At 71.6% G+C, this 26089-nt stretch carries 22 protein-coding genes; 10 read left to right on the top strand and 12 right to left on the bottom strand.

The window, feature by feature from the left end; all coding sequences use genetic code 11:
• Positions 1 to 16: 16 nt before the first annotated feature.
• The 5 genes from IE108_RS02290 to IE108_RS02270 form a co-directional block, all read right to left on the bottom strand.
• Positions 17 to 1060 (bottom strand): M23 family metallopeptidase, encoded by a 1044-nt coding sequence (locus IE108_RS02290; RefSeq protein WP_064728762.1) that lies wholly within the window; start codon positions 1058 to 1060, stop codon positions 17 to 19.
• Between the two features lie 122 nt (positions 1061 to 1182).
• A complete protein-coding gene (locus IE108_RS02285; protein WP_064728763.1) occupies positions 1183 to 2865 on the bottom strand; it encodes a sensor histidine kinase in 1683 nt (560 codons plus the stop codon).
• 92 nt (positions 2866 to 2957) lie between these two features.
• On the bottom strand, positions 2958 to 6503 hold the full coding sequence (gene cydD, locus IE108_RS02280; RefSeq protein ID WP_064728764.1) for a thiol reductant ABC exporter subunit CydD: 3546 nt from the start codon (positions 6501 to 6503) through the stop codon (positions 2958 to 2960).
• Between the two features lie 73 nt (positions 6504 to 6576).
• On the bottom strand, positions 6577 to 7581 hold the full coding sequence (gene cydB, locus IE108_RS02275; RefSeq protein ID WP_064728765.1) for a cytochrome d ubiquinol oxidase subunit II: 1005 nt from the start codon (positions 7579 to 7581) through the stop codon (positions 6577 to 6579).
• Between the two features lie 20 nt (positions 7582 to 7601).
• Positions 7602 to 9107: a cytochrome ubiquinol oxidase subunit I gene (locus IE108_RS02270; RefSeq protein WP_064728766.1), complete on the bottom strand. Its 1506-nt coding sequence runs from the start codon at positions 9105 to 9107 to the stop codon at positions 7602 to 7604.
• A 210-nt stretch (positions 9108 to 9317) separates the two neighbouring features.
• Here IE108_RS02270 and IE108_RS02265 point away from each other — a divergent pair, with 210 nt between their 5' ends.
• Positions 9318 to 9692, top strand: a complete 375-nt coding sequence (locus IE108_RS02265; RefSeq protein ID WP_064728767.1) for a cyclophilin-like fold protein — start codon at positions 9318 to 9320, stop codon at positions 9690 to 9692.
• 1 nt (position 9693) lies between these two features.
• Here IE108_RS02265 and hisC read toward each other — a convergent pair whose 3' ends face one another.
• The gene (gene hisC, locus IE108_RS02260) at positions 9694 to 10773 is read right to left on the bottom strand and encodes a histidinol-phosphate transaminase (RefSeq protein ID WP_064728768.1); all 1080 of its coding nucleotides are present in this window, start codon (positions 10771 to 10773) and stop codon (positions 9694 to 9696) included.
• Between the two features lie 401 nt (positions 10774 to 11174).
• On the opposite strand from hisC, the gene IE108_RS02255 reads away from it, so the two are divergent.
• The 3 genes from IE108_RS02255 (at position 11175) to IE108_RS02245 (ending at position 14855) form a co-directional block, all read left to right on the top strand.
• The gene (locus IE108_RS02255; protein WP_079163576.1) at positions 11175 to 12287 is read left to right on the top strand and encodes a LacI family DNA-binding transcriptional regulator; all 1113 of its coding nucleotides are present in this window, start codon (positions 11175 to 11177) and stop codon (positions 12285 to 12287) included.
• Positions 12288 to 12696: 409 nt separating this feature from the next.
• Positions 12697 to 13803: a metallophosphoesterase gene (locus IE108_RS02250; protein WP_107420221.1), complete on the top strand. Its 1107-nt coding sequence runs from the start codon at positions 12697 to 12699 to the stop codon at positions 13801 to 13803.
• Between the two features lie 182 nt (positions 13804 to 13985).
• The gene (locus IE108_RS02245; RefSeq protein ID WP_064728771.1) at positions 13986 to 14855 is read left to right on the top strand and encodes a hypothetical protein; all 870 of its coding nucleotides are present in this window, start codon (positions 13986 to 13988) and stop codon (positions 14853 to 14855) included.
• A 24-nt stretch (positions 14856 to 14879) separates the two neighbouring features.
• Here the strand turns inward: IE108_RS02245 and IE108_RS02240 are convergent, their stop codons facing one another.
• Both IE108_RS02240 and thiC read right to left on the bottom strand, forming a co-directional pair.
• The gene (locus IE108_RS02240; protein ID WP_189397561.1) at positions 14880 to 16295 is read right to left on the bottom strand and encodes a VWA domain-containing protein; all 1416 of its coding nucleotides are present in this window, start codon (positions 16293 to 16295) and stop codon (positions 14880 to 14882) included.
• A gap of 89 nt (positions 16296 to 16384) precedes the next feature.
• Entirely contained in the window at positions 16385 to 18178 is a 1794-nt protein-coding gene (thiC, locus tag IE108_RS02235) for a phosphomethylpyrimidine synthase ThiC (protein WP_064728773.1), read from the bottom strand.
• 253 nt (positions 18179 to 18431) lie between these two features.
• On the opposite strand from thiC, the gene IE108_RS02230 reads away from it, so the two are divergent.
• Positions 18432 to 19928 (top strand): YibE/F family protein, encoded by a 1497-nt coding sequence (locus IE108_RS02230; protein ID WP_064728774.1) that lies wholly within the window; start codon positions 18432 to 18434, stop codon positions 19926 to 19928.
• A gap of 51 nt (positions 19929 to 19979) precedes the next feature.
• Here the strand turns inward: IE108_RS02230 and IE108_RS02225 are convergent, their stop codons facing one another.
• The 4 genes from IE108_RS02225 to IE108_RS02210 all read right to left on the bottom strand — a co-directional run bounded on the left by IE108_RS02225 (position 19980) and on the right by IE108_RS02210 (position 22274).
• Positions 19980 to 20417 carry an SsgA family sporulation/cell division regulator gene (locus IE108_RS02225; RefSeq protein ID WP_064728775.1) on the bottom strand — a complete coding sequence of 146 codons (438 nt, stop codon included), beginning with the start codon at positions 20415 to 20417 and terminating at the stop codon, positions 19980 to 19982.
• A gap of 99 nt (positions 20418 to 20516) precedes the next feature.
• Positions 20517 to 21242, bottom strand: coding sequence for an IclR family transcriptional regulator (locus IE108_RS02220; RefSeq protein ID WP_064731853.1), 726 nt, complete (start codon positions 21240 to 21242; stop codon positions 20517 to 20519).
• Positions 21243 to 21567: 325 nt separating this feature from the next.
• Positions 21568 to 21780 carry a DUF5326 family protein gene (locus tag IE108_RS02215; protein ID WP_064728776.1) on the bottom strand — a complete coding sequence of 71 codons (213 nt, stop codon included), beginning with the start codon at positions 21778 to 21780 and terminating at the stop codon, positions 21568 to 21570.
• Positions 21781 to 21956: 176 nt separating this feature from the next.
• The gene (locus IE108_RS02210) at positions 21957 to 22274 is read right to left on the bottom strand and encodes a cupin domain-containing protein (protein WP_064728777.1); all 318 of its coding nucleotides are present in this window, start codon (positions 22272 to 22274) and stop codon (positions 21957 to 21959) included.
• 59 nt (positions 22275 to 22333) lie between these two features.
• Here IE108_RS02210 and IE108_RS02205 point away from each other — a divergent pair, with 59 nt between their 5' ends.
• From IE108_RS02205 to IE108_RS02185, 5 genes are all read left to right on the top strand, one after another.
• Positions 22334 to 22720 carry a phage holin family protein gene (locus IE108_RS02205; protein ID WP_064728778.1) on the top strand — a complete coding sequence of 129 codons (387 nt, stop codon included), beginning with the start codon at positions 22334 to 22336 and terminating at the stop codon, positions 22718 to 22720.
• A complete protein-coding gene (locus IE108_RS02200; protein WP_064728779.1) occupies positions 22717 to 23211 on the top strand; it encodes a low molecular weight protein-tyrosine-phosphatase in 495 nt (164 codons plus the stop codon). Before IE108_RS02205 ends, IE108_RS02200 begins: the two co-directional genes overlap by 4 nt.
• The gene (locus IE108_RS02195) at positions 23208 to 24386 is read left to right on the top strand and encodes a cystathionine gamma-lyase (RefSeq protein ID WP_064728780.1); all 1179 of its coding nucleotides are present in this window, start codon (positions 23208 to 23210) and stop codon (positions 24384 to 24386) included. The genes IE108_RS02200 and IE108_RS02195 overlap by 4 nt, the downstream gene beginning before the upstream one ends.
• A gap of 196 nt (positions 24387 to 24582) precedes the next feature.
• Positions 24583 to 25488 (top strand): LysR family transcriptional regulator, encoded by a 906-nt coding sequence (locus IE108_RS02190; protein ID WP_064728781.1) that lies wholly within the window; start codon positions 24583 to 24585, stop codon positions 25486 to 25488.
• A gap of 71 nt (positions 25489 to 25559) precedes the next feature.
• Entirely contained in the window at positions 25560 to 26042 is a 483-nt protein-coding gene (locus IE108_RS02185) for an NUDIX domain-containing protein (protein WP_064728782.1), read from the top strand.
• Positions 26043 to 26089: the final 47 nt, after the last annotated feature.

Genomic DNA, 26089 nt, shown 5'->3' with positions numbered 1-26089 from the left:
CCCGCCGCGTGCCGCCTCACAAGGGCACACCGCGCTGCGAGAGCCACGGCACGGGGTCCAGCGCGGAGCCCGTCTCCGGCGTCACCCGCACCTCGAAGTGCAGATGGGGTCCGGTGGAGTTGCCGGTGCTGCCCGACTGCCCGATCCACTCGCCCGTCCGGACCCGGTCGCCCTGGTCGACGGCGGCCGAGGCCAGGTGGGCGTACTGCGTGTAGTAGCCGCGCGCGTGCTCGACGACGACCTGGATGCCGAAGGCGCCCCCGCAGGCCACCTGCACGACCCGGCCCGCGCCGACCGACCGCACCGGTGTACCGACGGGCACCGCGAAGTCCTGGCCGGTGTGCCGGTTCGCCCACCGCGAGCCGCCGCTGCCATAGGCCGCCGACAGCTCGTACGCCTCCACCGGCGCCACCCAGGAGCGGCCGGCGGGCAGGTCCTGCTGGTCGAGGCGGACCGCGCCCGGGCACGAACCGGCCGCGACGGAGGCGTCGGCCCGCCCCTCCAGCCGCGCACGCGCCGCCTCCAGCTTCGCCTCGATGCCGGTCTTCAGCCGTGCCAGTTCGGTGGTGCGCTTCTCCAACGCCCGCCAGGCCGCCCGGGCCTTCGCCTCGTCGGCGGCGAGCCGGGACTCGGCCCGCAGACTCCTGCCGATGGCCGTGTTCACGGCGAGATCCGCCCGGGTGTGGGCACGCTGACCTCGCATCAGTTCCTCGGGGTCGTCGGCGAGGAACATCCGCGCGGTGAGGGGGAGCCCTCCGCCGCCGCGGTACTGCGCACGCGCGATCCGCCCCAGGTCCTCGTGCATGGCGTCGATCTTCCGCCGCTGCTCGTCGAGCCGCTTCTCATACGCGAGCGCCTTCGAGCGCTGCGCCTCGGCCTCGCGCCGGCCGTCCTCGTATCGCTGCGTCGCCCTCGCCGCGTCCTCGTACAGGCGGGCCACCTCGGGGCCGAGGGCGGTGCCGGAGCCGTCCTCCGTGCCGTCGGTGGGCCGGGCGGCGAGCACGGCGAGCGCGCACAGCAGCACCGGAACGAGCAGCGGATGTCGGCGGGATGAGCGCATGTCAGCGATCGTGGACCGTGCCAGGGCGCCGGGTCTCGTTCGCGTCGTACGAGTGGGGGAACCGTTGCTGCACACGGCTCAGCGCGGTTGCTGCAACCGGGGCAACGGCGCCTCGGCGACGCTCAGTACGGTGCCTCCCACCACACCGTCGTGCCGGCACCGTCGGCGCCGATGCCCGGGCCGGTCCGGCTGGCACCGCCGACGGTCTCGGCGCGGCGCTCCAAGTTGTGCAGGCCGCTGCGCCGGCCGCCCTCGGGGATGCCGACCCCGTCGTCCGCGACGGTCAGCCGCACCCCGGGACGCCCGTCGGGCAGGGTCGCCGTCGCGTCCACGGACACCTCGATCCGCGTGGCGTGGGCGTGCCGGAAGGCGTTGGACAGGGTCTCGCGCAGCGCGGCGATGAGGTTCTTGCCGGTCGCTTCGCCGACGGCGGTGTCGACCGGGCCGGTGAACCGGTGCGCGGGAGTGAAGCCCAGCGGGACGGCGGCCATGGTGATCTCTCGCAGCAGGCGGGTGCGCAGGCCGGTGGGTGCCTCGGTGGGCTGCTGGAGGGCGAAGATCGCCGAACGGATCTCCTGGATGGTGACGTCGAGTTCGTCGACCGCCCCGCCGACCCCGTCGCGCACTTCGGGCACCGCCGCCGCGCGCTGGGCGCTCTCCAGCATCATGCCCGTCGCGAACAGCCGCTGGATCACGAGATCGTGCAGGTCGCGGGCGATGCGGTCGCGGTCCTCGTACACGGCGAGCCGTTCCCGGTCGCGCTGCGCGTCGGCCATCATCAGCGCCAGCGCGGCCTGGGAGGCGAACTGGTCGCCGAGCGCGCGCTCCGTCCGGGTGAAGGGGCGCTCCCCTCGGGCCCGGGGCATGACGAGGCCGCCGAGGACCCGCCCCTCCCTGCTCAGCGGCAACAGCATGATCGGCCCGTAGGCGCGCACCGGTCCGGTGTCCAGGCGGGGGTCGGTGGCGGCGTCGTCCACGAAGACGGGCCGTCCCGCGAGGAGTTCGGCGACGATGCCGTTGTCCGGTGGGATGACCTTGCCGAGGGCCTGCGTGCGGTGTTCGGCGGCGACCGCGACGATCTCCAGGCCGCCCCCGTCGGCGGGCAGCAGCACGATCCCGGCGGCGGCGCCGGAGAGCCTGCGGGCCTGCTCGGCCACGGCCTGGAGGGCGTCGTCGGTGTCGCCGCCCGACAGCAGGGCGGTGGTCACCGCGACCGACCCGTCGATCCACCGCTCCCGCTGCTGCGCGGCCTCGTACAGCCGCGCGTTGCCGATGGCGATGCCGGCCTCGGTGGCCAGGACGCGGACCATGGCGAGATCGTGGTCGTCGAAGGGCTCGCCCGCGTGCTTGTCGGTCAGGTAGAGGTTGCCGAAGATCTCCCCCTGCACCCGGATGGGCACCCCGAGGAAGCTGCGCATCGGTGGGTGGTTCTCGGGGAAGCCGCAGGCGCGCGGCTCCTCGGCCAGGTCGGTGAGCAGCAGCGGCTGTGGATCGCGTATGAGCGCGCCGAGCAGGCCCTTGCGGCCGTCGGGAAGGTGGCCGATGCGCCGGACGGTCGCCTCGTCGAGCCCGTGGTGGACGAAGTCGGCGAGTCCGTCGCCGTCCTCGTCGCGGACCCCGATGGCCGCGTAGCGGGCGTTCGCCAGGTCGGCCGCGGTCTCGCAGATCCGGTTCAGGGTGGAGTGCAGTTCCAGGCCGCTGCCGACGGACCGCATCGCCTCCAGCAGTTTCGGCACCCGTGCCAGGAGGTCGGCCGAGGCGCCTTCGCCGGGCGGCTGCGGGCCGGGGGGCGGTGCTGGGTGCATGAACCGAGCCTAATGAGACCCTTTTGTCGAGGAAAGTCGGATTACCGAAGAATTTGCCGGCCGCGGCCGCCCCCGGAGCCGGGGCGGGGCGGTCATTCCGCTCCCACCAGCAGTTCCGCGGCCGCCTCGCGCCCGGCCATCTCCCGCAGCGGACCCGGCACGGCCTCCAGTTCCGCGTACGTCCCCCGCTGCACGACCCGGCCCCGGTCCAGGACCAGCACCTCGTCCACGGCCCGCAGACCGGCCAGCCGGTGCGTGATCAGCAGGGTGGTCCGGCCCTCGGTGGCGGCCAGCAGATCGGCCGTGAGCGCGTCGGCGGTCGGCAGGTCGAGGTGCTCGGCGGGTTCGTCCAGCACGAGGACCGGGAAGTCGGCGAGCAGCGCGCGGGCCAGTGCCAGACGCTGGCGCTGCCCCCCGGAGAGCCTGGCCCCGTGCTCGCCGACCAGGGTGTCCAGGCCGTCGGGCAGGCTGTCCGCCCAGTCCAGCAGCCGGGCCCGGGCCAGCGCGTCGCGCAGCTCGGTCTCGGTGGCGTCCTTCTTGGCGAGCAGCAGGTTCTCCCGCACCGAACTGTCGAAGAGGTGCGCGTCCTGGGCACACAGTCCGACCAGGCGCCGCACGTCGTCGCCGGCCAGGGCGTACGCGTCCACACCGGCCAGCGTGTAGGACCCGGCGTCCGCGTCGAGGAAGCGCAACAGGGTCTGGGCGAGCGTGGTCTTGCCGGAGCCGGACGGTCCGACCACGGCGACCCGGCGGCCCTCGGCGAGCGTGAGGTCCAGGCCGGCCAGGGCGTCCCGGTCCTGGCCCGCGTGCCGTGCGGCCAGCCCCCTGAGGACGACCGGGAACGGCGAGGAGGGTGCCGGCCGGGGGGCCTCCGGCTCCCTCACCGGCTCGGGGGCGTCGAGGACCTCGTGGACGCGCTCGGCGCTCCGGCGCACCCGCTGCCGGTACTGCACCGCCAGGGGAAGCCCGAGTACGGCCTCGAAGGCGGCCAGCGGTGTGAGGACGACGACGGCCATGGCCACGCCGGCGAGCCGTCCGTCGGCCACCGCCTGCACCCCCACGAGGGCCGCGCCCGCGACGGTCAGGCCGGAGATCAGCGCGGTCAGCCCGTCACCCAGCGCGGTGGCAGCGGCGGCCCGCGAGGCGATCCGGGTGAGCGTCCCGTCGGCCCGGCGTGCCTCCGCGGCCCGGCCGGGCAGGGCTCCGGCGACGGTCAGTTCGGCGGTACCGGTCAGCAGGTCGGCCACCCGGGTCGCCAGCACGCCCCGGGCGGGGGCGAGCCTGCGCTCGGCCCGCCGTGCCACGGCGCCGGTCACCAGCGGGACACCGACTCCGGCCGCCAGCAGCCCGGCCGCGAGCACCGCGCCCGCCTCCGGCAGCAGCCAGGCCGTGAACCCGACGGAGGCGGCGGACACGACGGCCGCCCCGGCGGCGGGCAGCAGCCACCGCAGCCAGTAGTCCTGCAAGGCGTCGACGTCGGCGACGAGCCGGGACAGCAGGTCGCCCCTGCGGCTGCGACGCAGCCCGGCGGGGGCCAGCCGCTCCAGCCGCCGGTACACGGCGACCCGGGTGTCGGCCAGCATCCGCAGCACGGCGTCGTGCGTCACGAGCCGCTCCGCGTAGCGGAACACGGCGCGGCCGATACCGAAGGCGCGGGTGGCCGTGACCGCCACCATCAGGTACAGCACCGGCGGCTGCTCGGAGGCCCGCGAGATGAGGTATCCGGAGGTGGCCATCAGGCCCACGGCGCTGCCCAGCGCCAGGCTGCCCAGCAGCAGCCCCAGGACGAGCCGTCCGCGCCGGGCGCCGGACATCGCCCGGACCCTGGCGAGGACGCCGCCCCGGGCCCGCACCGCGGCGGCCGGGGCATCGGGCGAGGAAAGGGGGGAGAGGGAAGCGGCGGAACCGGCGCCGGAGACCGAGGCCTCCTCGGCGGCGCGGGCGGCCGGCACCGGAAGCGTGCCGTCGGAACCGGGCGCCGGAAGCGTGCCGTCGGCGGCCGGCACCGGCTCCGTGAGCCGCACCACCCGGTCGGCCACCTCCAGCAGCGCCGGACGGTGCACCACGAGCAGCACGGTCCGCCCCTCGGCCAGCCTGCGTACGGCGGACACGACCTCGGCCTCGGTGGCGCCGTCGAGGGCCGCCGTCGGCTCGTCCAGGAGCAGCACCGGCCGGTCCGCGAGGAACGCCCGTGCCAGCGCCAGCCGCTGCCGCTGCCCGGCGGACAGCCCCGTCCCGTCCTCGCCGAGCACGGTCCCCGCCCCGTCGGGCAGCGCGTCCACGAACTCCAGCGCGCCCGCGTGCCGCAACGACCGGCGCACCTCGGCGTCGTCGGCACCGGGCCGGGCCAGGCGTACGTTCTCGGCGATGGTCCCGGCGTACAGGTGCGGGTGCTGCGGCACCCAGGCGACCTGGGCGTGCCACTGCGCCGGGTCGAGCGAGGAGAGGTCGCTCCCTCCGACCCGGATCCGTCCCGCGCTCGGGGTGACGAAGCCGAGCAGGGCACTGAGGAGCGTCGTCTTGCCCGCACCGCTCGGACCCACGAGCGCGACCGTCTCGCCGGGCTCGACGGTGAGGTTCACGTCCCGGACCGCGTCCACGGAACGTCCGGGGTGGCGGACCGTGACACCCTCGAAGGACAGGGCGACGTGCGCGGGGACCGGGGCGGCCCCCGGCGCCGGGACCGGCCGTTCCAGGACCTCGAAGATCTCCTCGGCGGCCGCGAGCCCTTCGGCGGCCGCGTGGTACTGGGCGCCCACCTGGCGCAGCGGCAGATAGGCCTCCGGAGCGAGGACGAGGACGACGAGGCCGTCGTACAGCGTCATGTCCCCGTGGACGAGCCGCATGCCGATGGTGACCGCCACAAGGGCCACGGACAGGGTGGCGAGCAGTTCCAGCGCGAAGGACGACAGGAAGGCGATCCGCAGGGTCCGCATGGTCGCCTGCCGGTACTCGCCGGTGATCCTCCTGATCGACTCGGCCTGTGCCTTGGCCCGCCCGAAGACCTTCAGCGTCGGCAGCCCCGCGACGACGTCCAGGAAGTGTCCGGACAGCCGGGACAGCAGGCGCCACTGGCGGTCCATCCGGGACTGGGTGGCCCAGCCGATCAGGACCATGAAGACCGGGATGAGCGGCAGGGTCCCGACGATGATGGCCGCCGACACCCAGTCCTCGGTGACGATGCGGGCCAGCACGGCCACGGGCACGACCACCGCGAGCCCCAGCTGCGGCAGATAGCGCGAGAAGTAGTCGTCGAGGGCGTCGACGCCCCGGGTGGCCAGGGCGACCAGCGAGCCGGTCCGCTGTCCGCTCAACCAGCCGGGGCCGAGCGCCGTGGCCCGCGCCAGCAGCCGGCCGCGCAGCTCGGACTTCACCGCCGCGCTCGCCCGGTGGGCGGCCAGTTCGGTGAGCCAGCCGACCAGCGCGCGACCACAGGCCACGGCGATCAACAGGAGCAGGGGAGTGCGGAGTTCGGTGGCCGTCATGGACTGCTGGAAGGCGCCCACCACCACCTCGGCGATGAGCATCGCCTGGGCGACGAGCAGTCCGGCTCCCACGGCGCCCAGAGCGACGACGGCCGTGAGGAAGACCCGGGTGGCGCGGGCGTACCGCAGAAGACGTGGATCGATGGGTTTCACGTGAAACAGGCCTTCCTGCCCGGTGTGGTGGCTTTCCGTGTTTCACGTGAAACGCGGGAAGCCACCACGGGACTCAGTGAGCGGCGTCGGCGAGGTGCTGGGTGCCGATGCGCTTGCGGAACACCCAGTACGTCCAGCCCTGGTAGAGCAGGACGACGGGCGTGGCGATCACGGCTAGCCAGGTCATGATCTTCAACGTGTAGGGGCTGGAGGAGGCGTTGGTGACGGTGAGGCTCCAGTCCGCGTTCAGCGTGGACGGCATGACGTTCGGGAAGAGCGTCAGGAAGAGCATCGCCACCGCGGCGACGATGGTGACGCCGGACAGCGCGAACGACCAGCCTTCCCGCCCGGCCTGATTCGCCACCAGCGCGGCGACCAGGGCGGCGACGGCCACCACGAGCGCGACCAGGCTCTTGCCGTTGCCGCTGTGGGCCTGCGTCCAGACGAGGAAGACCAGGGCCAGCACGGCCGTGGCGAGTCCGACCCTCAGGGCCAGGGCCCGCGCCCGCTCCCGGATCTCACCGACGGTCTTGAGGGCGGTGAACACCGTTCCGTGGAAGGTGAACAGGGTCAGCGTGACCAGTCCGCCCAGCAGTGCGTACGGGTTGAGCAGGTCCCAGACCGAGCCGACGTACTCCAGGTCCCGGTCGATCTTCACGCCGTGGACGATGTTGCCGAAGGCCACGCCCCACAGGAACGCCGGGATCACCGAGGTCCAGAAGATCGCGGTCTCCCAGTTGCGCTGCCAGCTCTCCTCGGGCCGCTTCACGCGGTACTCGAAGGCGACACCCCGGACGATCAGGCAGACCAGGATGACCAGCAGCGGCAGGTAGAAGCCGGAGAAGAGCGTGGCGTACCACTCGGGGAAGGCGGCGAAGGTGGCGCCGCCGGCCGTCAGCAGCCACACCTCGTTGCCGTCCCACACGGGGCCGATGGTGTTGATCAGCACCCGCTTCTCGGGCCGGTTCCGGGCGAGCAGCTTGGTGAGCACGCCGACCCCGAAGTCGAAGCCCTCCAGGAAGAAGTAGCCGGTCCACAGGACGGCGATCAGTACGAACCAGACGTCGTGCAGTTCCATGACTGTGCAGCTCCCTCGGCCTAGTACGAGAAGGCCATCGGCTTGTCGGCGTCACGGAGGTCGCCGCCGATCTTCTTGGGCGGGTTGAGGTCGGCCTCGGACAGCTCGGGCGGGCCGGCCTTGACGTACTTCACCAGCAGCTTGACCTCGATCACGGCCAGGACGGCGTAGAGCAGGGTGAAGACGGTCATCGAGATGATGACCTCGGCCGTCGAGACACCGGGGGAGACCGCGTCCCGGGTCTGCATCACGCCGTAGACGACCCACGGCTGGCGGCCCATCTCGGTGAAGATCCAGCCCCACGAGTTGGAGATCAGCGGGAAGGCCATCGTCCAGACCGCCAGCAGCCAGTACATGCGGGTGAGCCTCGCCCCCAGCGGCTTCCTCAGCAGCACCAGTCGGGGCACTTCGTCCTCGCCGGTGCGCAGCGAGGCCGGCAGCAGGAACCTCTTACGGGTCAGCCACAGGCCCAGCAGGCCGAGGGAGAAGGAGGCCATGCCGAAGCCGATCATCCACCGGAAGCCCCAGTAGGCGACGGGGACGATGGGCTTGTAGTCACCCGGGCCGTACTTCTCCTGGAGGGCCTTGTTGGTGTCGTTGATGCCGGGCACGTAGGACTCGAAGTCGCTGTGCGCCAGGAAGGACAGCAGCCCGGGGATCTCCAGGGCCACCTCGTTGTGTCCCTTGTCGACGTCCCCGTAGGCGAACACCGAGAAGGGCGCCGGCTTCTCGCCGTCCCACAGGGCCTCGGCGGCGGCCATCTTCATCGGCTGCTGCTCGTACATGACCTTGCCCAGCGTGTCGCCGCTGACCGCGGTGAGTAGACCGCCGACGGCGAGGGTGACCAGGCCGAGGCGCAGCGAGGTCCGCATCACCGGGATGTGCTTCTTGCGCATCAGGTGGAAGGCGGCGATGCCGACCATGAAGGCGCCGCCCGTCAGGAAGGCCGCCGAGAAGCTGTGGAAGACCTGGTTGAGCGTGGTGTTCTGGGTGAGGACCTGCCAGAAGTCGGTGAGCTCGGCGCGGCCCTTCTCCTCGTTGATCCGGTAGCCGACCGGGTGCTGCATCCAGGAGTTGGCCGCCAGGATGAAGTACGCCGACAGCAGGGTGCCGATCGAGACCATCCAGATGCACGCCAGGTGGATCTTCTTGGGCAGCTTGTCCCAGCCGAAGATCCACAGTCCGATGAAGGTGGACTCGAAGAAGAAGGCGATCAGCGCCTCGAAGGCGAGCGGGGCGCCGAAGACGTCGCCGACGAAGCGCGAGTAGTCGGACCAGTTCATGCCGAACTGGAACTCCTGCACGATGCCGGTGACGACACCCATGGCGATGTTGATCAGGAACAGCTTGCCCCAGAACTTTGTCGCCCTGAGGTACTTCTCCTTCTCCGTGCGGACCCAGGCGGTCTGCAGCCCGGCCGTGAGGGCGGCCAGTGAGATCGTCAGCGGGACGAACAGGAAGTGGTAGACGGTCGTGATGCCGAACTGCCACCGCGCCAGGGTCTCCGGCGCCAGAGCCATGTCCACGTCGTCACTCTCCTTACCTCGCCACATCGCCGTGCTCGGCGGCGTTTTGCGCCTGTATGTCACACCCATTGCGGGCGCAATCAGGACGCGCTTGTGAACGCGTTCACATTCACAAGCAATTATGACCTACCGCTTTTCGGCGATGGAAGGGGGGTCCCCTGTGACGTCAACCCCTTGGCAGGAACTTCAACATATTGTTGAATCCGCGGCATGCAGATACGGATCTCATGGCCCGCGGGACACCTCACCGCGACCCTCGACGACACCCCGACCACGCAGGCGCTGCTCAAGGCGCTGCCTCTCACCGCCTCCGCCCACACCTGGGGCGAGGAGGTGTACTTCGACACAGGTATGTCGGTTTCACGTGAAACGGACGCCCGGCAGGTCGTCGAGCCGGGCACGGTCGCCTTCTGGACCGACGGGGATGCCCTGGCGCTCCCCTACGGACCGACACCGATCTCGCGGGGCGACGAGTGCCGCCTCGCGAGTCCGTGCAATGTCATGGGCCGCCTCGACGGGGACCCTCGCCTGCTGGCGACGGTCCGCGACGGCGACCCCGTACGCGTCGAGCGCGTCGACGCCTGACCTACAGCTCCTTGCGGAACGCTTCCGACACCTTCAGGAAGATGTCGTTCGCCTCGCTCTCCCCGACCGTGACCCGCACACCCTCGCCCGGGAACGGTCGGACGACCGCGCCGGCCTGCTCGCAGGCCTCGGCGAAGGCGACCGTGCTCTCCCCCAGCCGCAGCCACACGAAGTTGGCCTGGGTCTCCGGCACCGTCCAGCCCTGTGCGCGCAGCGCGTCGACCACGCGCGTGCGCTCGCACACCAGCGAACCGACCCGGCCGATCAGCTCGTCCTCGGCCCGCAGCGAGGCGATCGCCGCCTCCTGAGCGATCTGACTGACCCCGAACGGCACCGCCGTCTTGCGCAGCGCGGCCGCCACCGGCTCGTGGGCGATCGCGAACCCGACCCGCAGTCCCGCGAGGCCGTACGCCTTGGAGAAGGTGCGCAGGACGCAGACGTTGGGCCGCGTGCGGTAGATCTCGACGCCGTCCGGCACCTCGGGATCGCGGATGAACTCGCGGTAGGCCTCGTCCAGGACCACGAGCACATCGCTCGGCACCCGGTCGAGGAAGCGCTCCAGCTCCGCCCGTCGCACCACCGTGCCGGTCGGGTTGTTGGGGTTGCAGACGAAGATCAGGCGGGTCCGGTCCGTGATCGCGTCCGCCATCGCGTCCAGGTCGTGCACGTCACCCGGGGTCAGCGGCACCTTCACGGACGTCGCGCCGCTGATCTGGGTGATGATCGGATACGCCTCGAAGGAGCGCCAGGCGTAGATCACCTCGTCGCCCGGGCCCGAGGTCGCCTGGATCAGCTGCTGGGCCACACCGACCGACCCGGTGCCGGTGGCCAGGTGGGCCAGCGGCACACCGAAGCGGTCCGACAACTCGTTCATCAGGGACGTACAGGCCATGTCCGGGTACCGGTTGAAGGAGGCGGCGGCGGCCGTCACCGTCTCCATGACACCCGGCAGGGGCGGATAGGGGTTCTCGTTGGAGGACAGCTTGTAGGCCACCGGGCCGTCGGCCGCGGCGGGCTTGCCCGGCTTGTAGGTGGGAATTCCCTCCAGCTCGGCGCGCAGCTTGGGGCTCGTCTCGCTCACCGCAGTCCTCCTCGTGACCACCACCGGCATCGAATACTTCTCACCTTATGAGGATTCGCCGCCACTGCGTATAGGGGAGGCCGGACCTCCTCCGTCACACTGGCAACAGGGGCATCAGGGCACGAAGGCGCACGTATCGGGGGGCGCGCTGCACATATATCTACGCGCCGGTGGCTCGCGCCGTGGCGCGCATCCCCCGTGCAGGTGAGTTGAGACCTCTTCGCAACATCCGCCCCATGGCAGGCCCTCACTCGTCGGCACACCAGGTACTGGGATGGTGGGGCCCAACTAGCTTGCTTTCCATGGCCGTTCCACGTTAATGATCTTGCAGAAACGTGACTGTCAACGCGTGCATATGCGTCCGCCCTACCCCACCCCATGAGCCCTACTATCGGCTCGCCATGACAGCAGCAGGGAAGCACCAGGTGAGCCGCGCGGAAACCTCACGCCGAGGCAGCCGGCCGGGCCGGGCGGGCATCAGGGACGTGGCCGCCGCCGCCGGAGTATCCATCACTACCGTCTCCGACGCACTCAACGGCAAGGGCAGACTCCCGGACGCCACGCGCCGCCACGTCCGCGAGGTCGCCGACCGGCTGGGCTACCGGCCCTCGGCCGCCGCCCGCACGCTCCGCACGGGCAAGTCCGGACTCATCGGCCTGACCGTGACGACGTACGGGGATGAACCTTTCACCTTCACCGAGTTCGCGTACTTCGCGGAGATGGCGCGCGCCGCCACCTCGGCCGCGCTCGCCCGCGGCTACGCGCTCGTGATCCTGCCGGCGACCTCCCGCCACGACGTGTGGTCCAACGTCGCGCTCGACGGCACCGTCGTCATCGACCCCTCGGACCACGACCCGGTCGTCAGCGAACTGGTCCGCCAGGGCTTACCCGTGGTCTCCGACGGCCGCCCGGCCGGCACGCTCCCCGTCACGGCGTGGGTCGACAACGACCACGAGGCGGCCGTCCTCGGCATCCTCGACCACCTCGCCGACGCCGGCGCCCGCCGGATCGGCCTGCTCACGGGCACCACGACGGACACGTACACGCATCTGTCCACCACCGCCTACCTGCGCTGGTGCGAGCGCGTCGGACAGGACCCCGTCTACGAGGCCTACCCCGCCCACGACCCGTGCGCCGGCGCGGTCGCCGCGGACCGGCTGCTGGCCCGCCCCGACCGGCCGGACGCCGTCTACGGCCTCTTCGACCCGAACGGCACCGACCTGCTCGCCGCCGCCCGCCGCTACGGACTGCGCGTCCCCGAGGACCTGCTGCTGGTCTGCTGCAGCGAGTCCACCGTGTACGCGAGTACCGAGCCGCCCATCACCACCCTCTCGCTCAAGCCCCGGCGCATCGGCACGGCCGTGATCCAGGTGCTGATCGACGCGATCGAGGGGCTGCACTCGGACCAGCCGGTCGAGCAGGTGATACCGACGGAACTGATCGTGCGCACGTCTTCGCAGCGTCGGCCGCCCCGCACGACGGTCAGCCCGCCCCGGTCGCCGGAGAGCGACTAGCAGCGCGGACTGGACGCTCGCCGGGAGCCCGGGATGCGTGCGGGGCAGGCGGGCCGGGTGCCGTCGCGGGGCGGAACCCGTGCGTCGGGCCGACGCACGGCCCGGCCGGTGGGGCGCGCGCCGGTCCGAACCGGGGCACGGTGAGGGCGCACCGGGGGCGCGAGGATGCGGCCAACGGGGCGCACGGAACGCGGCGAACGCCACACCCGGCGCATTCGCACCACCCTCGGAGGGCGTCGACGGACGGGCGAAGCCGGGACCAATCGGGGCGAAAGCCGCGGTGAACCGGAGTCCTGTTCTGATTCACCACCCCTGGGTCATCACACAGCGCGATCCGCATTCCTATGATGGGCCCACACACCGCGGGCCGCTGCGACCAGGCAGTCCGAAGCGGTGCAGATGCGGCGCGATGGTGGAGGGGTCGATGACTCAGGGGGCCGGTCAGGGACCCGAGGTGGAGCGGACCGCGACGGTGCGCGACTTCCGGGTGCCCGCGTACGTCCACGAGACCGCTCCGTACGCCGGCCCCGGCACGCAGGCCGGCGAGCCCGCGCCGCGCTCCGAGGAGGGCTTCGAGGAGCCCTACCCCGAGGGGTACACGCCCACCCAGCGCGACCTGCCCGTCATCCGGCGCGGTGACACGGTCCAGGTGCCGGTCGACCCCGAACCGCTCCAGGTGGGGCAGGCCGTCACCGGCCAGGGCCCCCTGTTCGTCGTCGGCGACGTGCACGGCTACCTCGACGAGCTGCTGGCCGCACTGCGCGAGAAGAACCTCGTCGACGCCGACGGCCAGTGGTGCGCGGGCACCTCACGCCTGTGGTTCCTCGGCGACTTCACCGACCGCGGCCCGGACGGCATCGGCGTCATCGACCTGGTGATGCGGCTGTCCGCCGAGGCCGCGGCGGCCGGCGGCTACTGCAAGGCGCTGATGGGCAACCACGAGCTGCTGCTGCTCGGCGCCAAGCGGTTCGGCGACACGCCCGTCAACTCCGGCGCCGGCACCGCGACCTTCCAGGCGGCCTGGCTGCTGAACGGCGGCCAGAAGACCGACATGGACCGCCTCCAGGACCACCACCTGCAGTGGATGGCCCGGCTCGACGCCCTCGAAGAGGTCGACGACCACCTCCTCGTCCACTCCGACACCACCACCTACCTGGACTACGGCCGCTCCATCGAAGAGGTCAACGACACGGTCCGCGAGACGATCACCCGCAACGACGCGGAGGAGGTCTGGGACCTGTTCCGCAAGTTCACCAAGCGCTTCTCCTTCCGCGACGAGGGCGGCGCCGAGGCCGTGCGCTCACTGCTGGATACGTACGGCGGCACCCGGATCGTTCACGGCCACAGCCCCATCCCGTATCTGCTGGGCGAGGTCGGCTCCGAGGACGGCGAGGACGACACCCGTACGGCCGTCGAGGGACCCCACGTCTACGCGGACGGGCTGGCCATCGCCATGGACGGCGGTGTGACCATGGCCGGAAAGCTGCTGGTCCAGCAACTTCCGCTGGACGTCTGACCGTTCACCCGGCGGGTGCTCCGGCGGGGCGACCCGTGCGGTGCGGCACCCAATTTCCGGAAACCCCCTGTCACCCTGCACGGTCACCGCTCTACCATCGGCTTATCCGTAGCAGGCTCCCCTCCGTTTCTGCCCGACGGCTCGTTGGCATGCGAGCCCCAAGCCCTACGGAGCATCGGGGGATGCACATGAACAGCGTTCCGCAGCATCTGTCGAACGAGGACCGCCAAGAGTACGAGCGGATCCTCGACGAGGCGCTGCGCTCCGCACCACACCGCCCGGAACTGGCCGCTGTCGGACAGCGGCTCAACTCCGAACAACTGCGCACCATGGCACTCAACGCGACCGCGCTGATAACGGCCGCGGCCACCACCGAGTACCAGCACTACGTGAAGGTCCGCGAGGAGCTGCGCCATCCCGCGTCGTCCCCCGCGTCGCCCGCCACGCGCGAGTCCGGCTCCGAGGAGCAGGGCAGGGGCGCGGTGGGACTGGCCGCCACCATGGGGGAGGTGGCCGAGGCGACCGGTGCGGGGGCCGTCGCCGTCGTCGCCGTCCTGGCACCCGTCCTGGCCGGCACCGCCGCGGCGATCTTCCTGCTCGTCGGCTACATCCTGAAGATGCTGGATCCGGGGCAGGACTTCGCGCGGACCATGCTCACGACGGGATGGGTGTTCGGCGCCCTGACCGCGGTGGCGATCCTCGTCGCCGGGGTCGGACTGCTGATCACCGCGCTGCGCAACCGCCCCTTCGCCGAGTCCGGCTCCTACGGACTGCTCGACGAGGAGGTGGCGCGGGCCCGGGACGCCTGGCACGACGCCCTGCTCGAACGGGGCATCCTGCCCTTCCTGCGGGAGGCGCTCGTGGACCCGGGCGGGGCGGCCCTGCACCGCGCGGGGCCGACGGCCCCGAGCAGCCGCATGCCGCACCTCGGCTACGGCCGGCCCGGTTTCACCAGCCCCGACGGCGGCGCCGGGACCGGCCACCGGCCGAGGTACTCCAGCCCGGACTACAGCAGCCCGGACTTCGGGGGTCCGGAACACCGGCCCGAATAGCCACCGGTCCGGGCGGGCGGCGCGTCAGAGGATGCCCGCCCGGCCGGCGGCTGTGATCCAGGACGGGAACTCGGACAGCAGGCGGTCGTAGAGCTCCGGGTCCGGCACGGTGGCGATGTCGTCCACGGCGAAGAAACCGACGTTGTCGACACGGCGGCCCGTCAGGGTGTCGAACCGCTCCAGCACCCCGTACTTCGCCCGCCCGAGCCCCACGAACTGCCAGAAGACCGGCTCCTCCACCGCCTCCCGCAACTCCCGCTCGATCTCGGCGTCGCGGTAGACACCGCCGTCGGAGAAGAACAGGACCAGGGTCGGGACCGGTGCCGGGTGCTCCCGGACGAAGGCCCTGACCTCAGCGATCACCTTCTGCTCCTCGTTCTGGATGCCGACCGCCCGCATGTCGACCTGCTGAGGGTCCAGGCCCTTCTTCCGGCCGCGGCGGAACAGGCTGATCTCCCCCACCCGCACGTGCAGCCGCAGCCACTCGGGCAGGTCGCCCAGGCGCAGGTCGGGCAGGCGGGCCGGGTTCGAGGCGAAGGTCCAGGCCTGCATCTCGCCGTCGTCGTCCAGTTGCGCGGCGACGGCCGCCATCCGCTCCACGACGTCCGCGACGACGCCCTTCGAGTACAGGAACGACATGGAGCCCGACGCGTCGAGTACGAGGACGACGCGCGCGGTGACGCCGGCCGCCCCGTGCTTGCGCAGACTGACCGCGACCTGCTCCTTGCGCAGGGAGAGCCGTTTGCGCATGTCCACGGGCAGCTGTTCCTCACCCTTGGTGAGGCGGGGGCGCCCGGCGGTAGGTGACGGGGACACCGACGGCGGCGCGGAGGGCTGGGGCGGCGTCGGCGTCGGCGTCGGCGTCGGCGTCGGCGTCGGCGTCGGCGTCGGCGTCGGGGGAGCGTCGTCCACGGTGATGCCGAAGTCGGTGGCGAGCCCCGCGAGTCCGGTGGCGTATCCCTGCCCGACCGCACGGAACTTCCACTTCCCCTGCCGCCGGTACAGCTCTCCGCCGACCAGGGCCGTCTCCGTCCCGGCGGTCATGTCGAAGCGGGCCAGCTCGGTGCCGGAGGCCGCGTCCAGCAGGCGCAGCGACAGCCCCGGCACGTTGCCGAACGTCCCGCCGTCCGCCGAGGCGCACAGCACGATGCGGTCGACGGCCGGCTCCACCGAGAGAAGGTCGACCTCCACCGCGTCGACGGTAACGCCGGGGTGCGCGCCCGTCCGCTTGCTCAGGTGCCCCACCGCACCGGACGTGTGCCGGGGCTGGTTGTAGAAGACCAGGTCACCGTCGTCCCGCACCCGCCCGGCCGAGGTGAGCAGCAGCGCGGAGACGTCGATGTCGGGAACGCCGGGCCCGGCGGTCCACACGAGTTCGGCCCGCACGGCGGGGGAGTCGACGGCGAGGTTGGCACCCTTGCTCAGAGAGGTGGCTGTCATGCCCCCAGTCTGCCGAGCCGGGCCCCTCGGCGGGGAGAGGACGGACCGGCCGTCCGCCCCCTCCCCACCGCAAGGCGGCGCGCGACGGGTCAGTCCGCGAGCGGCAGGTACACGCGGTTGCCGGCGGCCGCGAACTCCTTGGACTTCTGGGCCATGCCCTCCTCGATCTCGGCCGCGCTCCCCCCGTGTTCGCGGCGGATGTCGTGCGAGATCTTCATCGAGCAGAACTTCGGCCCGCACATGGAGCAGAAGTGGGCCGTCTTGGCGGGCTCGGCCGGCAGGGTCTCGTCGTGGAACTCCCGTGCCGTGTCCGGGTCGAGGGCCAGGTTGAACTGGTCCTCCCACCGGAACTCGAACCGGGCGTCGGACAGCGCGTCGTCCCACTCCTGCGCACCCGGGTGCCCCTTGGCGAGGTCCGCGGCATGGGCGGCGATCTTGTAGGTGATGACGCCGGTCTTGACGTCGTCCCGGTTGGGCAGGCCCAGGTGCTCCTTGGGCGTGACGTAGCAGAGCATCGCCGTGCCCCACCAGGCGATCATCGCGGCACCGATGCCGGAGGTGATGTGGTCGTACGCCGGCGCGACGTCCGTGGTCAGCGGGCCGAGCGTATAGAACGGAGCTTCATCGCAGATCTCCTGCTGAAGGTCGATGTTCTCCTTGATCTTGTGCATCGGGACATGCCCCGGGCCCTCGATCATGGTCTGGACGTTCAAACGCTTGGCGGTGCGGTTGAGTTCCCCGAGCGTGCGCAACTCGGCGAACTGCGCCTCGTCGTTGGCGTCCGCGATGGAGCCCGGCCGCAGACCGTCGCCGAGGGAGTACGTGACGTCGTACGCGGCGAGGATCTCGCAGAGTTCCTCGAAGTTCTCGTACAGGAACGACTCCCGGTGGTGCGCCAGGCACCAGGCCGCCATGATCGAGCCGCCGCGCGAGACGATGCCGGTCTTGCGGTTGGCGGTCAGCGGCACGTAGGCGAGGCGCACGCCCGCGTGGACGGTCATGTAGTCCACGCCCTGCTCGGCCTGTTCGATCACGGTGTCCTTGTAGACCTCCCAGGTCAGCTCCTCGGCCCGGCCGTCGACCTTCTCCAGGGCCTGGTAGAGCGGCACGGTCCCGATGGGGACGGGGGAGTTGCGCAGCACCCACTCGCGGGTGGTGTGGATGTTGCGCCCGGTGGAGAGGTCCATGACCGTGTCGGCGCCCCACCGGGTCGCCCAGGTCATCTTGTCGACCTCCTCCTCGATGGAGGACGTCACCGCCGAGTTGCCGATGTTGGCGTTGACCTTCACGAGGAACCGCTTGCCGATGATCATCGGCTCGATCTCGGGGTGGTTGACGTTGGCCGGCAGTACGGCGCGGCCCGCCGCGATCTCCTCGCGGACGACTTCCGGCGAGACGTTCTCCCGGACGGCCACGTACTCCATCTCCGGGGTGATCTCGCCCCGGCGGGCGTACGCGAGCTGGGTGACTGCGGTACCGCCGCGTCCCCGGCGGGGCTGCCGGGGCCGTCCGGGGAAGACGGCGTCGAGGTTGCGGAGCCCGCCGCGCGGCGAGGTGTGCTTGATGCCGTCGTCCTCGGGACGGACGGGACGGCCCGCGTACTCCTCGGTGTCTCCGCGGGTGATGATCCAGTTCTCCCGCAGCGGCGCCAGTCCCCTGCGGACGTCCGTGTCGACGAGCGGATCGGTGTACGGGCCGGACGTGTCGTACAGGGTGACCGATTGCCCGTTGGTGAGGTGCACCTGACGGACCGGCACCCGCAGGTCGGGGCGCGAGCCCTCGACGTACGCCTTGTGCCAGCCGATGGACTTCCCGGCCTCCGCGGGCTCCTCCTGGGCGGAGTTCTGCGTGGAGGCAGGCGTGCGTGCGTCCTTGATGGTCATGAGACCTACTCCCTACGCCGGCATTACCCGGTAACAGGTTCGGCGGTCGACGCAGCGTTTTCCGTCCGCCGACGTTTCGTGGGATACATCACTCGACTTCGGTGATGTTTCCCGTGAAACATCGCTGGGACGGAGGTCAGCGCCCTCTCAGCCCGGTGCTCCGAGCTCCCGCGTGTACAAAGGTGCCTCCACGCTAGCGCCCATTCGGGCGCGGTGAACAGAGGGCCCCCCTTGTTCTTGCGATGATCGGTCGGTGACCACACCGCAGCATCCCCCCTTCCCACCGCACGACCCCCGCCGCGGGCCGCACTCCGACGCGGGCACCGGCCGCGAGGCCGGCCACGGCGCCGGACCCGGTGGCGGCCATGGAAGCGGGCCGGGGGGCGGACACCACGGCGGTGGTGGTCACGGCGGCGGTAGTGGTCACGGCGGTGGCGGTCACGGGCACTCGCACAGCCACGGCCCCGCCGCGCCCGTCTCCCGGCATCTGCGGAAGGTCATCGCCGCGATCCTGATCCCGTTCGCCGCCGCGGTCGTGGTCGGGCTCGCGGTCCTGTGGCCGGGCGGCGCACCGTCGCACGAGCGCACCGGCGTCGGCTTCGACCGGCAGACCCAGCAGGCCACCGTGACCAAGGTGGAGGAACTGAGCTGCCAGTCCGTCAACGCCTCGGGCTCCACGCCGACCGGTGACACCTCCACCGCCGAGGGCTCGTCCGCCGTGCAGCAGGCGAACGGCGACTGCAAGCGGGCGACGATCCGCGTCGACGGCGGCAAGGACAAGGGCCGTACGTTCCAGGAGGTCGTACAGCCGGACCAGTCGCGGCAGTTGCACGAGGGCCAGAAGGTCGTGGTCGCCTACGAGCCCTCCGCTCCGCGGGACCTCCAGTACTCGGTGACCGACATCAACCGCCGGCTCCCCCTGGCCCTGCTGGCCGGCATCTTCGCGGTGGCCGTGGTGGTCGTCGGACGGCTGCGTGGCCTGATGGCGCTGATCTCGCTGGCCATCAGCTTCCTGCTGCTGAACTTCTTCATCCTCCCCGCGATCCTGCAGGGGTCGAACCCGCTGCTCGTCGCGGTGATCGGGTCCAGCGCCATCATGCTGATCGCGCTGTATCTGTGCCACGGCCTGTCGGCGCGCACGTCCGTTGCCGTGCTGGGCACGCTGATCTCCCTGCTGCTGATCGGCGTCCTCGGCTCACTGTTCATCGGCTGGGCGGCGCTGACCGGCAACACGGACGACAACACCGGGCTCATCCACGGGCTGTATCCGTCGATCGACATGAGCGGCCTGCTGCTCGCCGGAGTCATCATCGGTTCGCTCGGTGTCCTCGACGACGTGACGGTCACCCAGACCTCGGCGGTGTGGGAACTCCACGAGGCGAATCCCACGATGGGCTGGCGGGGGCTGTACCGCGCGGGCATCCGCATCGGCCGCGACCACATCGCCTCGGTAGTCAACACGCTCGTCCTCGCCTACGCGGGCGCCGCGCTGCCGCTGCTCCTGCTGTTCTCCATCGCGCAGAGCGGGGTGGGGACGGTCGCCAACAGCGAGCTGGTCGCGGAGGAGATCGTGCGCACGCTGGTCGGCTCGATCGGCCTGGTGGCGTCGGTGCCGGTCACGACGGCCCTCGCGGCTCTCGTCGTCTCGGCCGACCGGACGGCCGCGGCACCCGCCGGAACGGGTGGGACGGCTCCGGGCGGGGAGGCCGCCCCCGCACGCGGCGGGCGAGGCCGGCGCCGCAAGCGCTGACCCGTCCCCGCGCCCGGCGTCCCGCCCGGCCCGCGGGGCTGCCGTAACGGTTCAGCCGGCGCTCTGCTCCTCCGCCAGGATGCGGTCCAGCGCCTCGTCGAGGTGGGTGTCGAAGTCCTCGAGCGCGCCCTCCTGGCCCAGGGGCACCAGCTTGTCGGTGCGGTCGAGGAACGCCACCAGGGGCGCCGCCGAGGACCGGAACAGAGCCTGGTCGCCGCCGACCTGGAGGCGGATCAGCACCTCGGCGAGCGGTTCCGGCTCGACCGGCGCGATGCGCACGTCCCCGTCGCCGCACGGCCGGCCCACCCCGTCGACCAGCAGCTCCCGCCCGAAGGCCCAGGTCACCGGCGCATCGCCGGGAAGGTGGAAGGTCAGGCGCACGGCATACGGATCACAGGTCGCGTAGCGCAGCTCCACCGGGATGCGGAAGGACAGCTCCTCGGACACGAGAAAGCTCATCATGACCTCTGCCTGTACGGACTCGCCCATCGCACACCCGTCATTCGCCGTCGACTGTCCGGGAATCAAACCTCTGACACTGGTTGGCATCTTGCTCAACGTACACACCAGATCACAAGGAGTGAGTTTTCAGATACTGATAGAGAGCGCGAGTGACCCCAGGAGACGCCCCACCTCGTCCTGCAACCGCTCCGCCGCGATCAGCAGGCGGTCGGCCTGGTGAACGGGCAGGGAGACGGCCATCGTGGCCACCGTGGTGCCGACGCTGATCGGGATCGCGGCGCAGACCGTACCCAGGGCGTAGGCCTGCCGTTCGGTCACCGGAGCCGTCCGGCGGGTGCGTTCCAGGCGCCTCAGCAGGGCATTGCCATCACGCACCGTGTACGGCGTGAGGGACTGCACCGGATACCGGTCGAGGTGGTCCCGCCGGGCGTGCTCGTCCAGTTGCGAGAGCAGGCACTGCCCGACGGCGTGGGCGTGCCCGGTCTCGCGGAAGTCCGCCCACTCCTCGACCGCCGGGTTGCCCGGGGTGTCGGAGACGCCCACGACCTCGATCTCGCCGTCGCGGTACATGGCGTAGTACACGGGGGCGCCGAGCGCGTCGCGCACGCGTGCGAGGGCGTCGGCCACCGTGCTGCGACGTTTCTGCGCGGCTCCACTGCTGCTCAGCCGCTCGGCCGCCTCGCCGAGGAAGAACAGCCCCTTCTCCCGGCGCAGATAGCCCTCGTGCACCAGGGTGCGCAGCAGGTGGTACGCCGTGGGGAGGGCCAGCCGGGTCTCGCGGGCCAACTGCTTGGCGGGGGCTCCGTACTCGTGTTCCGCGACGCGCTCCAGGAGCCGCATCGCCCGCTGCACGGAGCCGATGAGGGTCGCCGAGGGCGGGTCGGCGGCGGGCGGCGGATGCGAGGGCGGCGTCCTGGGCGTCGGGCAGGGCTGCACGGGCAGGGCGTGCAGCGGTGCGAATGCGGTGTCAGCCGTGGGCAAGGGTCACTCCCGGGAACGCGAGGAGGCCGTCCGTGCGGGGAACACGGGTGGGGGTGTGCGCCGTTCGCGAGGTCGCCCCCGCTTGGAGTTCCGGACTCTAATCGCCGGTCACCGCCCGCCGACGGCCCCTGCGGGAAACTTCCCCCGCGCGAGGGAACCCGCGGCCCCGCTTACCCCCACCCGTGTCCCGCGGCCCTCACCAGTCGCCGCGCGAGGAGGAGTTCGACATGAACTTGCGGACCACGTAGATCAGCCCGCCGACGAGTGCGACGAAGACGAGCAGCTTGAACAGCAGTCCGATCACGAATCCGACCACGCTGGCGATCAGTCCGCCGAACACGACCAGGGCGATGACGGGCACCGCGATCCACTTCACCCACCACGGCAGTCCCGTGAAGATCTCTCGCATCGTCCTGGTCCTCACCCTTCGACCCGTTCGGGGACCGCGCCCTTCGGGGGCGCGGTCTTCCGCCGGGAATCCTCTGAATGTCCTGCACCCGATGCTAGGGCCGCGAAGGCCCCGGCAGGACGCACGGACCCCTTGTCTCCCCCTGAGCGTTCCCCTAGGGAACCCCGGGCCGGGACTCAGCTCTCGGGCGGAGAGAACACCACGAGGACCCGCAGGTCCTCGCTGATGTGGTGGAACTTGTGGGCGACGCCGGCCGGGACGTAGACCACGCTGCCGCGGGCGACCTGGGTGGTCTCCATGCCCACGGTGATCGCGGCGCGGCCGCTCACCACGAAGTAGACCTCGTCCTGCGCGTGCGGGTTCTGCGGATCGGACGCCCCCGCGTCCAGGGCGTACAGGCCGACCGACATGTTCCGCTCGCGCAGGAACTGCAGGTAGGCACCGTCGTTGGCGGCGCGCTCCGCCTCCAGTTCGTCCAGCCGGAATGCCTTCATCGCCTCGTCCGCCCCTGCCTCGCCGTTCGTTCCCGATCGCGTCTGCCACGATCAGACACATGATGAATTTCCTAGTCAAGACGATCGCCAACGCGGGTGCCCTCGCGGTGGCCGTGTGGCTGCTCGACAAGATCACCCTGACTGGGGGCAGCACCGGTGAGAAGGCCGTCACGCTGATCGTGGTCGCGCTGGTCTTCGGCCTGGTGAACATGCTGGTGAAGCCGATCGTGCAGGTCCTCACCTTCCCCCTGTTCATCCTGACGCTCGGCCTGTTCACGCTAGTGGTCAACGCGCTCATGCTGCTGCTCACCTCGTGGGTGGCCGACAAGCTCGACGTGAGCTTCCACGTCGAGGGCTTCTGGACCGCCGTCCTGGGCGGCCTGATCATCTCGATCGTCTCCTGGGCCCTCAACGCGTTCCTGCCCGACGGGGACCGGGCGCGATGACCTACCGCGTCTGCTTCGTGTGCACGGGCAACATCTGCCGTTCCCCGATGGCCGAGGCCGTCTTCCACGCGCGCGTGGCGGACGCCGGGCTGGTCGACGTGGTGGTGGCCGACAGCGCCGGCACCGGTGGCTGGCACGAGGGCGAGGGCGCCGACCCGCGCACCCTGGACGTCCTGGCCGGACACGGGTACGAGCTGCGCCACACCGCCCGCCAGTTCCAGCAGGCCTGGTTCTCGCGCCTCGACCTCGTGATCGCCCTCGACGCCGGCCATCTGCGGGCCCTGCGGCGGCTCGCGCCCACGGAGGAGGACGCGGCCAAGGTGCGCCTGCTGCGGTCCTACGACCCCGCCGCCGACGCCGGGGACCTGGACGTGCCGGATCCGTACTACGGGGGCGTGGACGGCTTCGAGGAGTGCCTTGAGATGGTGGAGGCGGCGAGCGGCGGACTGCTCGCCGCGGTACGCGAGCAAGTGGAAGGACGGGCGGCATGAGTGACCCCGCTACGAACGACGGTCCCGGCGGGCACGGCCCGGGGGCGCCCCACCGCACCGGTGACGGCACGCGCGCGGTGCGGGCCGGGCTGCCCGAGCCCGTCAAGCACGAACCGACCCTGCCCGGTCCGGTGTTCGCCGCCCACTTCCACCTGCCCGGCGAGCCGACCGGACCGTACACGTACGGCCGCGACGAGAACCCGACCTGGACGCACCTGGAGCGGGCCATCGGCGAGCTGGAGTCGCCGGGGCGGGACGGCGTCGAGACCCTGGTGTTCGCGTCCGGCATGGCCGCGATCTCGTCGGTGCTCTTCTCCCAGCTGCGCGCCGGGGACGTGGCGGTCCTGCCCGAGGACGGCTACCAGGTGCTGCCCCTGGTCCGCGCCCAGCTGGAGGCGTACGGCATCGAGGTGCGCACCGCGCCGACCGGAGGGGACGCCCAGCTCGACGTCCTGGACGGGGCGAGGCTGCTGTGGATCGAGACGCCCTCCAACCCCGGCCTCGACGTGTGCGACGTACGACGGCTCGCGGAGGCGGCCCACGCGCGCGGCGCCCTGGTCGCCGTCGACAACACCCTGGCCACACCGCTGGGACAGCGCCCGCTGGAGCTGGGGGCCGACTTCTCCGTCGCCAGCGGCACCAAGCAGCTCACGGGCCACGGAGACGTCCTCCTGGGGTACGTGGCCGGCCGCGACGCCGAGGCGATGGCCGCCGTACGCCGCTGGCGCAAGATCGTCGGCGCGATCCCCGGCCCGATGGAGGCCTGGCTGGCGCACCGTTCGATCGCCACCCTGCAGCTGCGGGTCGACCGGCAGAACGCGACCGCGCTCAAGGTCGCCGAAGCCCTCCGGGCCCGCCCCGAGGTGTCCGGCCTGCGGTACCCGGGGCTGCCCGACGACCCCTCGCACAAGATCGCCTCGCGGCAGATGCTGCGCTACGGATGCGTCGTCTCCTTCACGCTGGCCGACCGCGCGCGTGCGGACCGCTTCCTCGACGCCCTGCGGCTCGTGGAGGGCGCGACCAGCTTCGGCGGGGTGCGATCCACGGCCGAGCGGCGCGGACGCTGGGGCGGCGACGCGGTGCCGGAGGGCTTCGTGCGGCTCTCGGTCGGCGCGGAGGACCCCGAGGACCTGGTGGCCGATCTGCTGCGCGCCCTGGACGAGACGGCGGACTGACCGCGCCGTACGACGGACGGTCCGAGCCTCCCCCCTCGTGGCTCGGACCGTCCTCCGGTTCCGCGCGCGAAGAACCGCGCGACCAAGGCTAGTTGACTGTGTGTCAGTGTCCAATCACAGTAGCGACAGCGACCTATCGACATATTTATAGTTGGGCGCGCCGGGGGCTGGAGACGGACCGACGAGGGGGCATCACGTGGATCTGGCCTTGCTGCGCACCTTCGTCACCGTGCACCGGGCCGGTTCCTTCACGCGCGCGGCAGCGCTGCTCGGGCTCTCCCAGCCCGCCGTCACCTCGCAGATCCGCACGTTGGAGCGCCAGCTCGGCCGCCCGCTGTTCCTGCGGCAGGCCCGCGGCGTGACCCCGACGACCATCGGCGACGAACTCGCGCACAAGGCCGCCCCTCATCTCGACGCCCTCGTGGAGATCGCGGAGACGGGTCTGGAGGACGACTCGTCCCTGCGCACCCTGCACCTGGCCGGGCCGCCGGAGTTCACCGCGGAGCGGGCGCTGCCCGCGCTCACCGAGCTCACCGGCGAGGACGGGCAGGCCTTCGCGCTGCGCGCCTCGTTCGGGAACGCCGAGGCGGCTCTGGAGGGGCTCGCCGCCGGGCACCATGATCTGGCCATCACCACGACGCGGCCCCGGGGCGCCCTGCTCACGGCGACCGCGCTCTGCGACGAGGAGCATGTCCTGGTCGCGGCGCCGGACTGGGCGCGCCGGGCGGGCGCCGAGAAGCCCCGCAGCACCGACGCGTCCGCGCTGGAGGGCGTGCCCGTGGTCGAGGTGCACGAGTCGCTGCCCTTCGTGGCCCGCTACTGGGCCTCCGTCTTCGACGGCCGCCCGGCCGCTCCCGGCACGGTCGTCGCGCCCGACCTGCGCGCCGTTCTCGCCTGCGCGGTCGCCGGCGCGGGCCTCGCCGTACTGCCCCGCTATCTGTGCGCGCCGGCTCTGGCCCGCGGCGACGTGGTCGCGCTGCACGATCCGGCGGTACCGCCGCTGCGGACGTACTTCCTGGTGGTGCGGACCGGCACACTGGCGCTGCCGCACATCGCCCGGGCGCACGAGTGGCTGCTGCGCGCGGCCGTCGACTGGAACTGAGCCCGCCGGGCGCGCGATCCGCGGGCGCGTGGACATGTTTCACGTGGAACCAACCGGGCCACATTTCTCCCATGACCGTCCGACCCGTGGTCAAGCGCACCGCTCGCGCCGTTCTCCTGGACCGCGAGCACCTGATCCTGATCAAGCGCACCAAGCCCGGCGTCGATCCCTACTGGGTCACGCCCGGCGGCGGGGTCGAACCCGAGGACGCCACCGTGGTGGACGCCTTGCACCGCGAGGTGTACGAGGAACTCGGCGCGAAGATCACCGATGTCGTCCCCTGCTTCGTGGACACCGTCGAGCACATCGGCGAGGACGGCGGCGCGACGGGTGTGAAGGTGCAGCACTTCTTCGTCTGCCGTCTCGGTTCCATGGACCCCGCCCTGCGGCACGGCCCCGAGGTCGCCGAGCCCGCCGGCGAGTACGAGATCGTCCGGGTGCCGTTCACCCGGGTCGGGATCGCCTCCGTCCACCTGGTCCCGCTGTCGCTCCGGCATTACCTGGACGGCAACATCGAAGGGGTGCGGGCCCTGCACGCCCCCGACCTCGGCTGAGCGGCGCCGCGGACGTGGCCAAAAGCCTGCCCGTTCCTCGGAAACGG

The organism is Streptomyces parvulus (assembly GCF_014648855.1).
Taxonomy (GTDB): domain Bacteria; phylum Actinomycetota; class Actinomycetes; order Streptomycetales; family Streptomycetaceae; genus Streptomyces; species Streptomyces parvulus.
The sequence above is the reverse complement of the archived record's forward strand: the minus strand, read 5'-3'. Positions and strand labels throughout refer to the sequence as shown.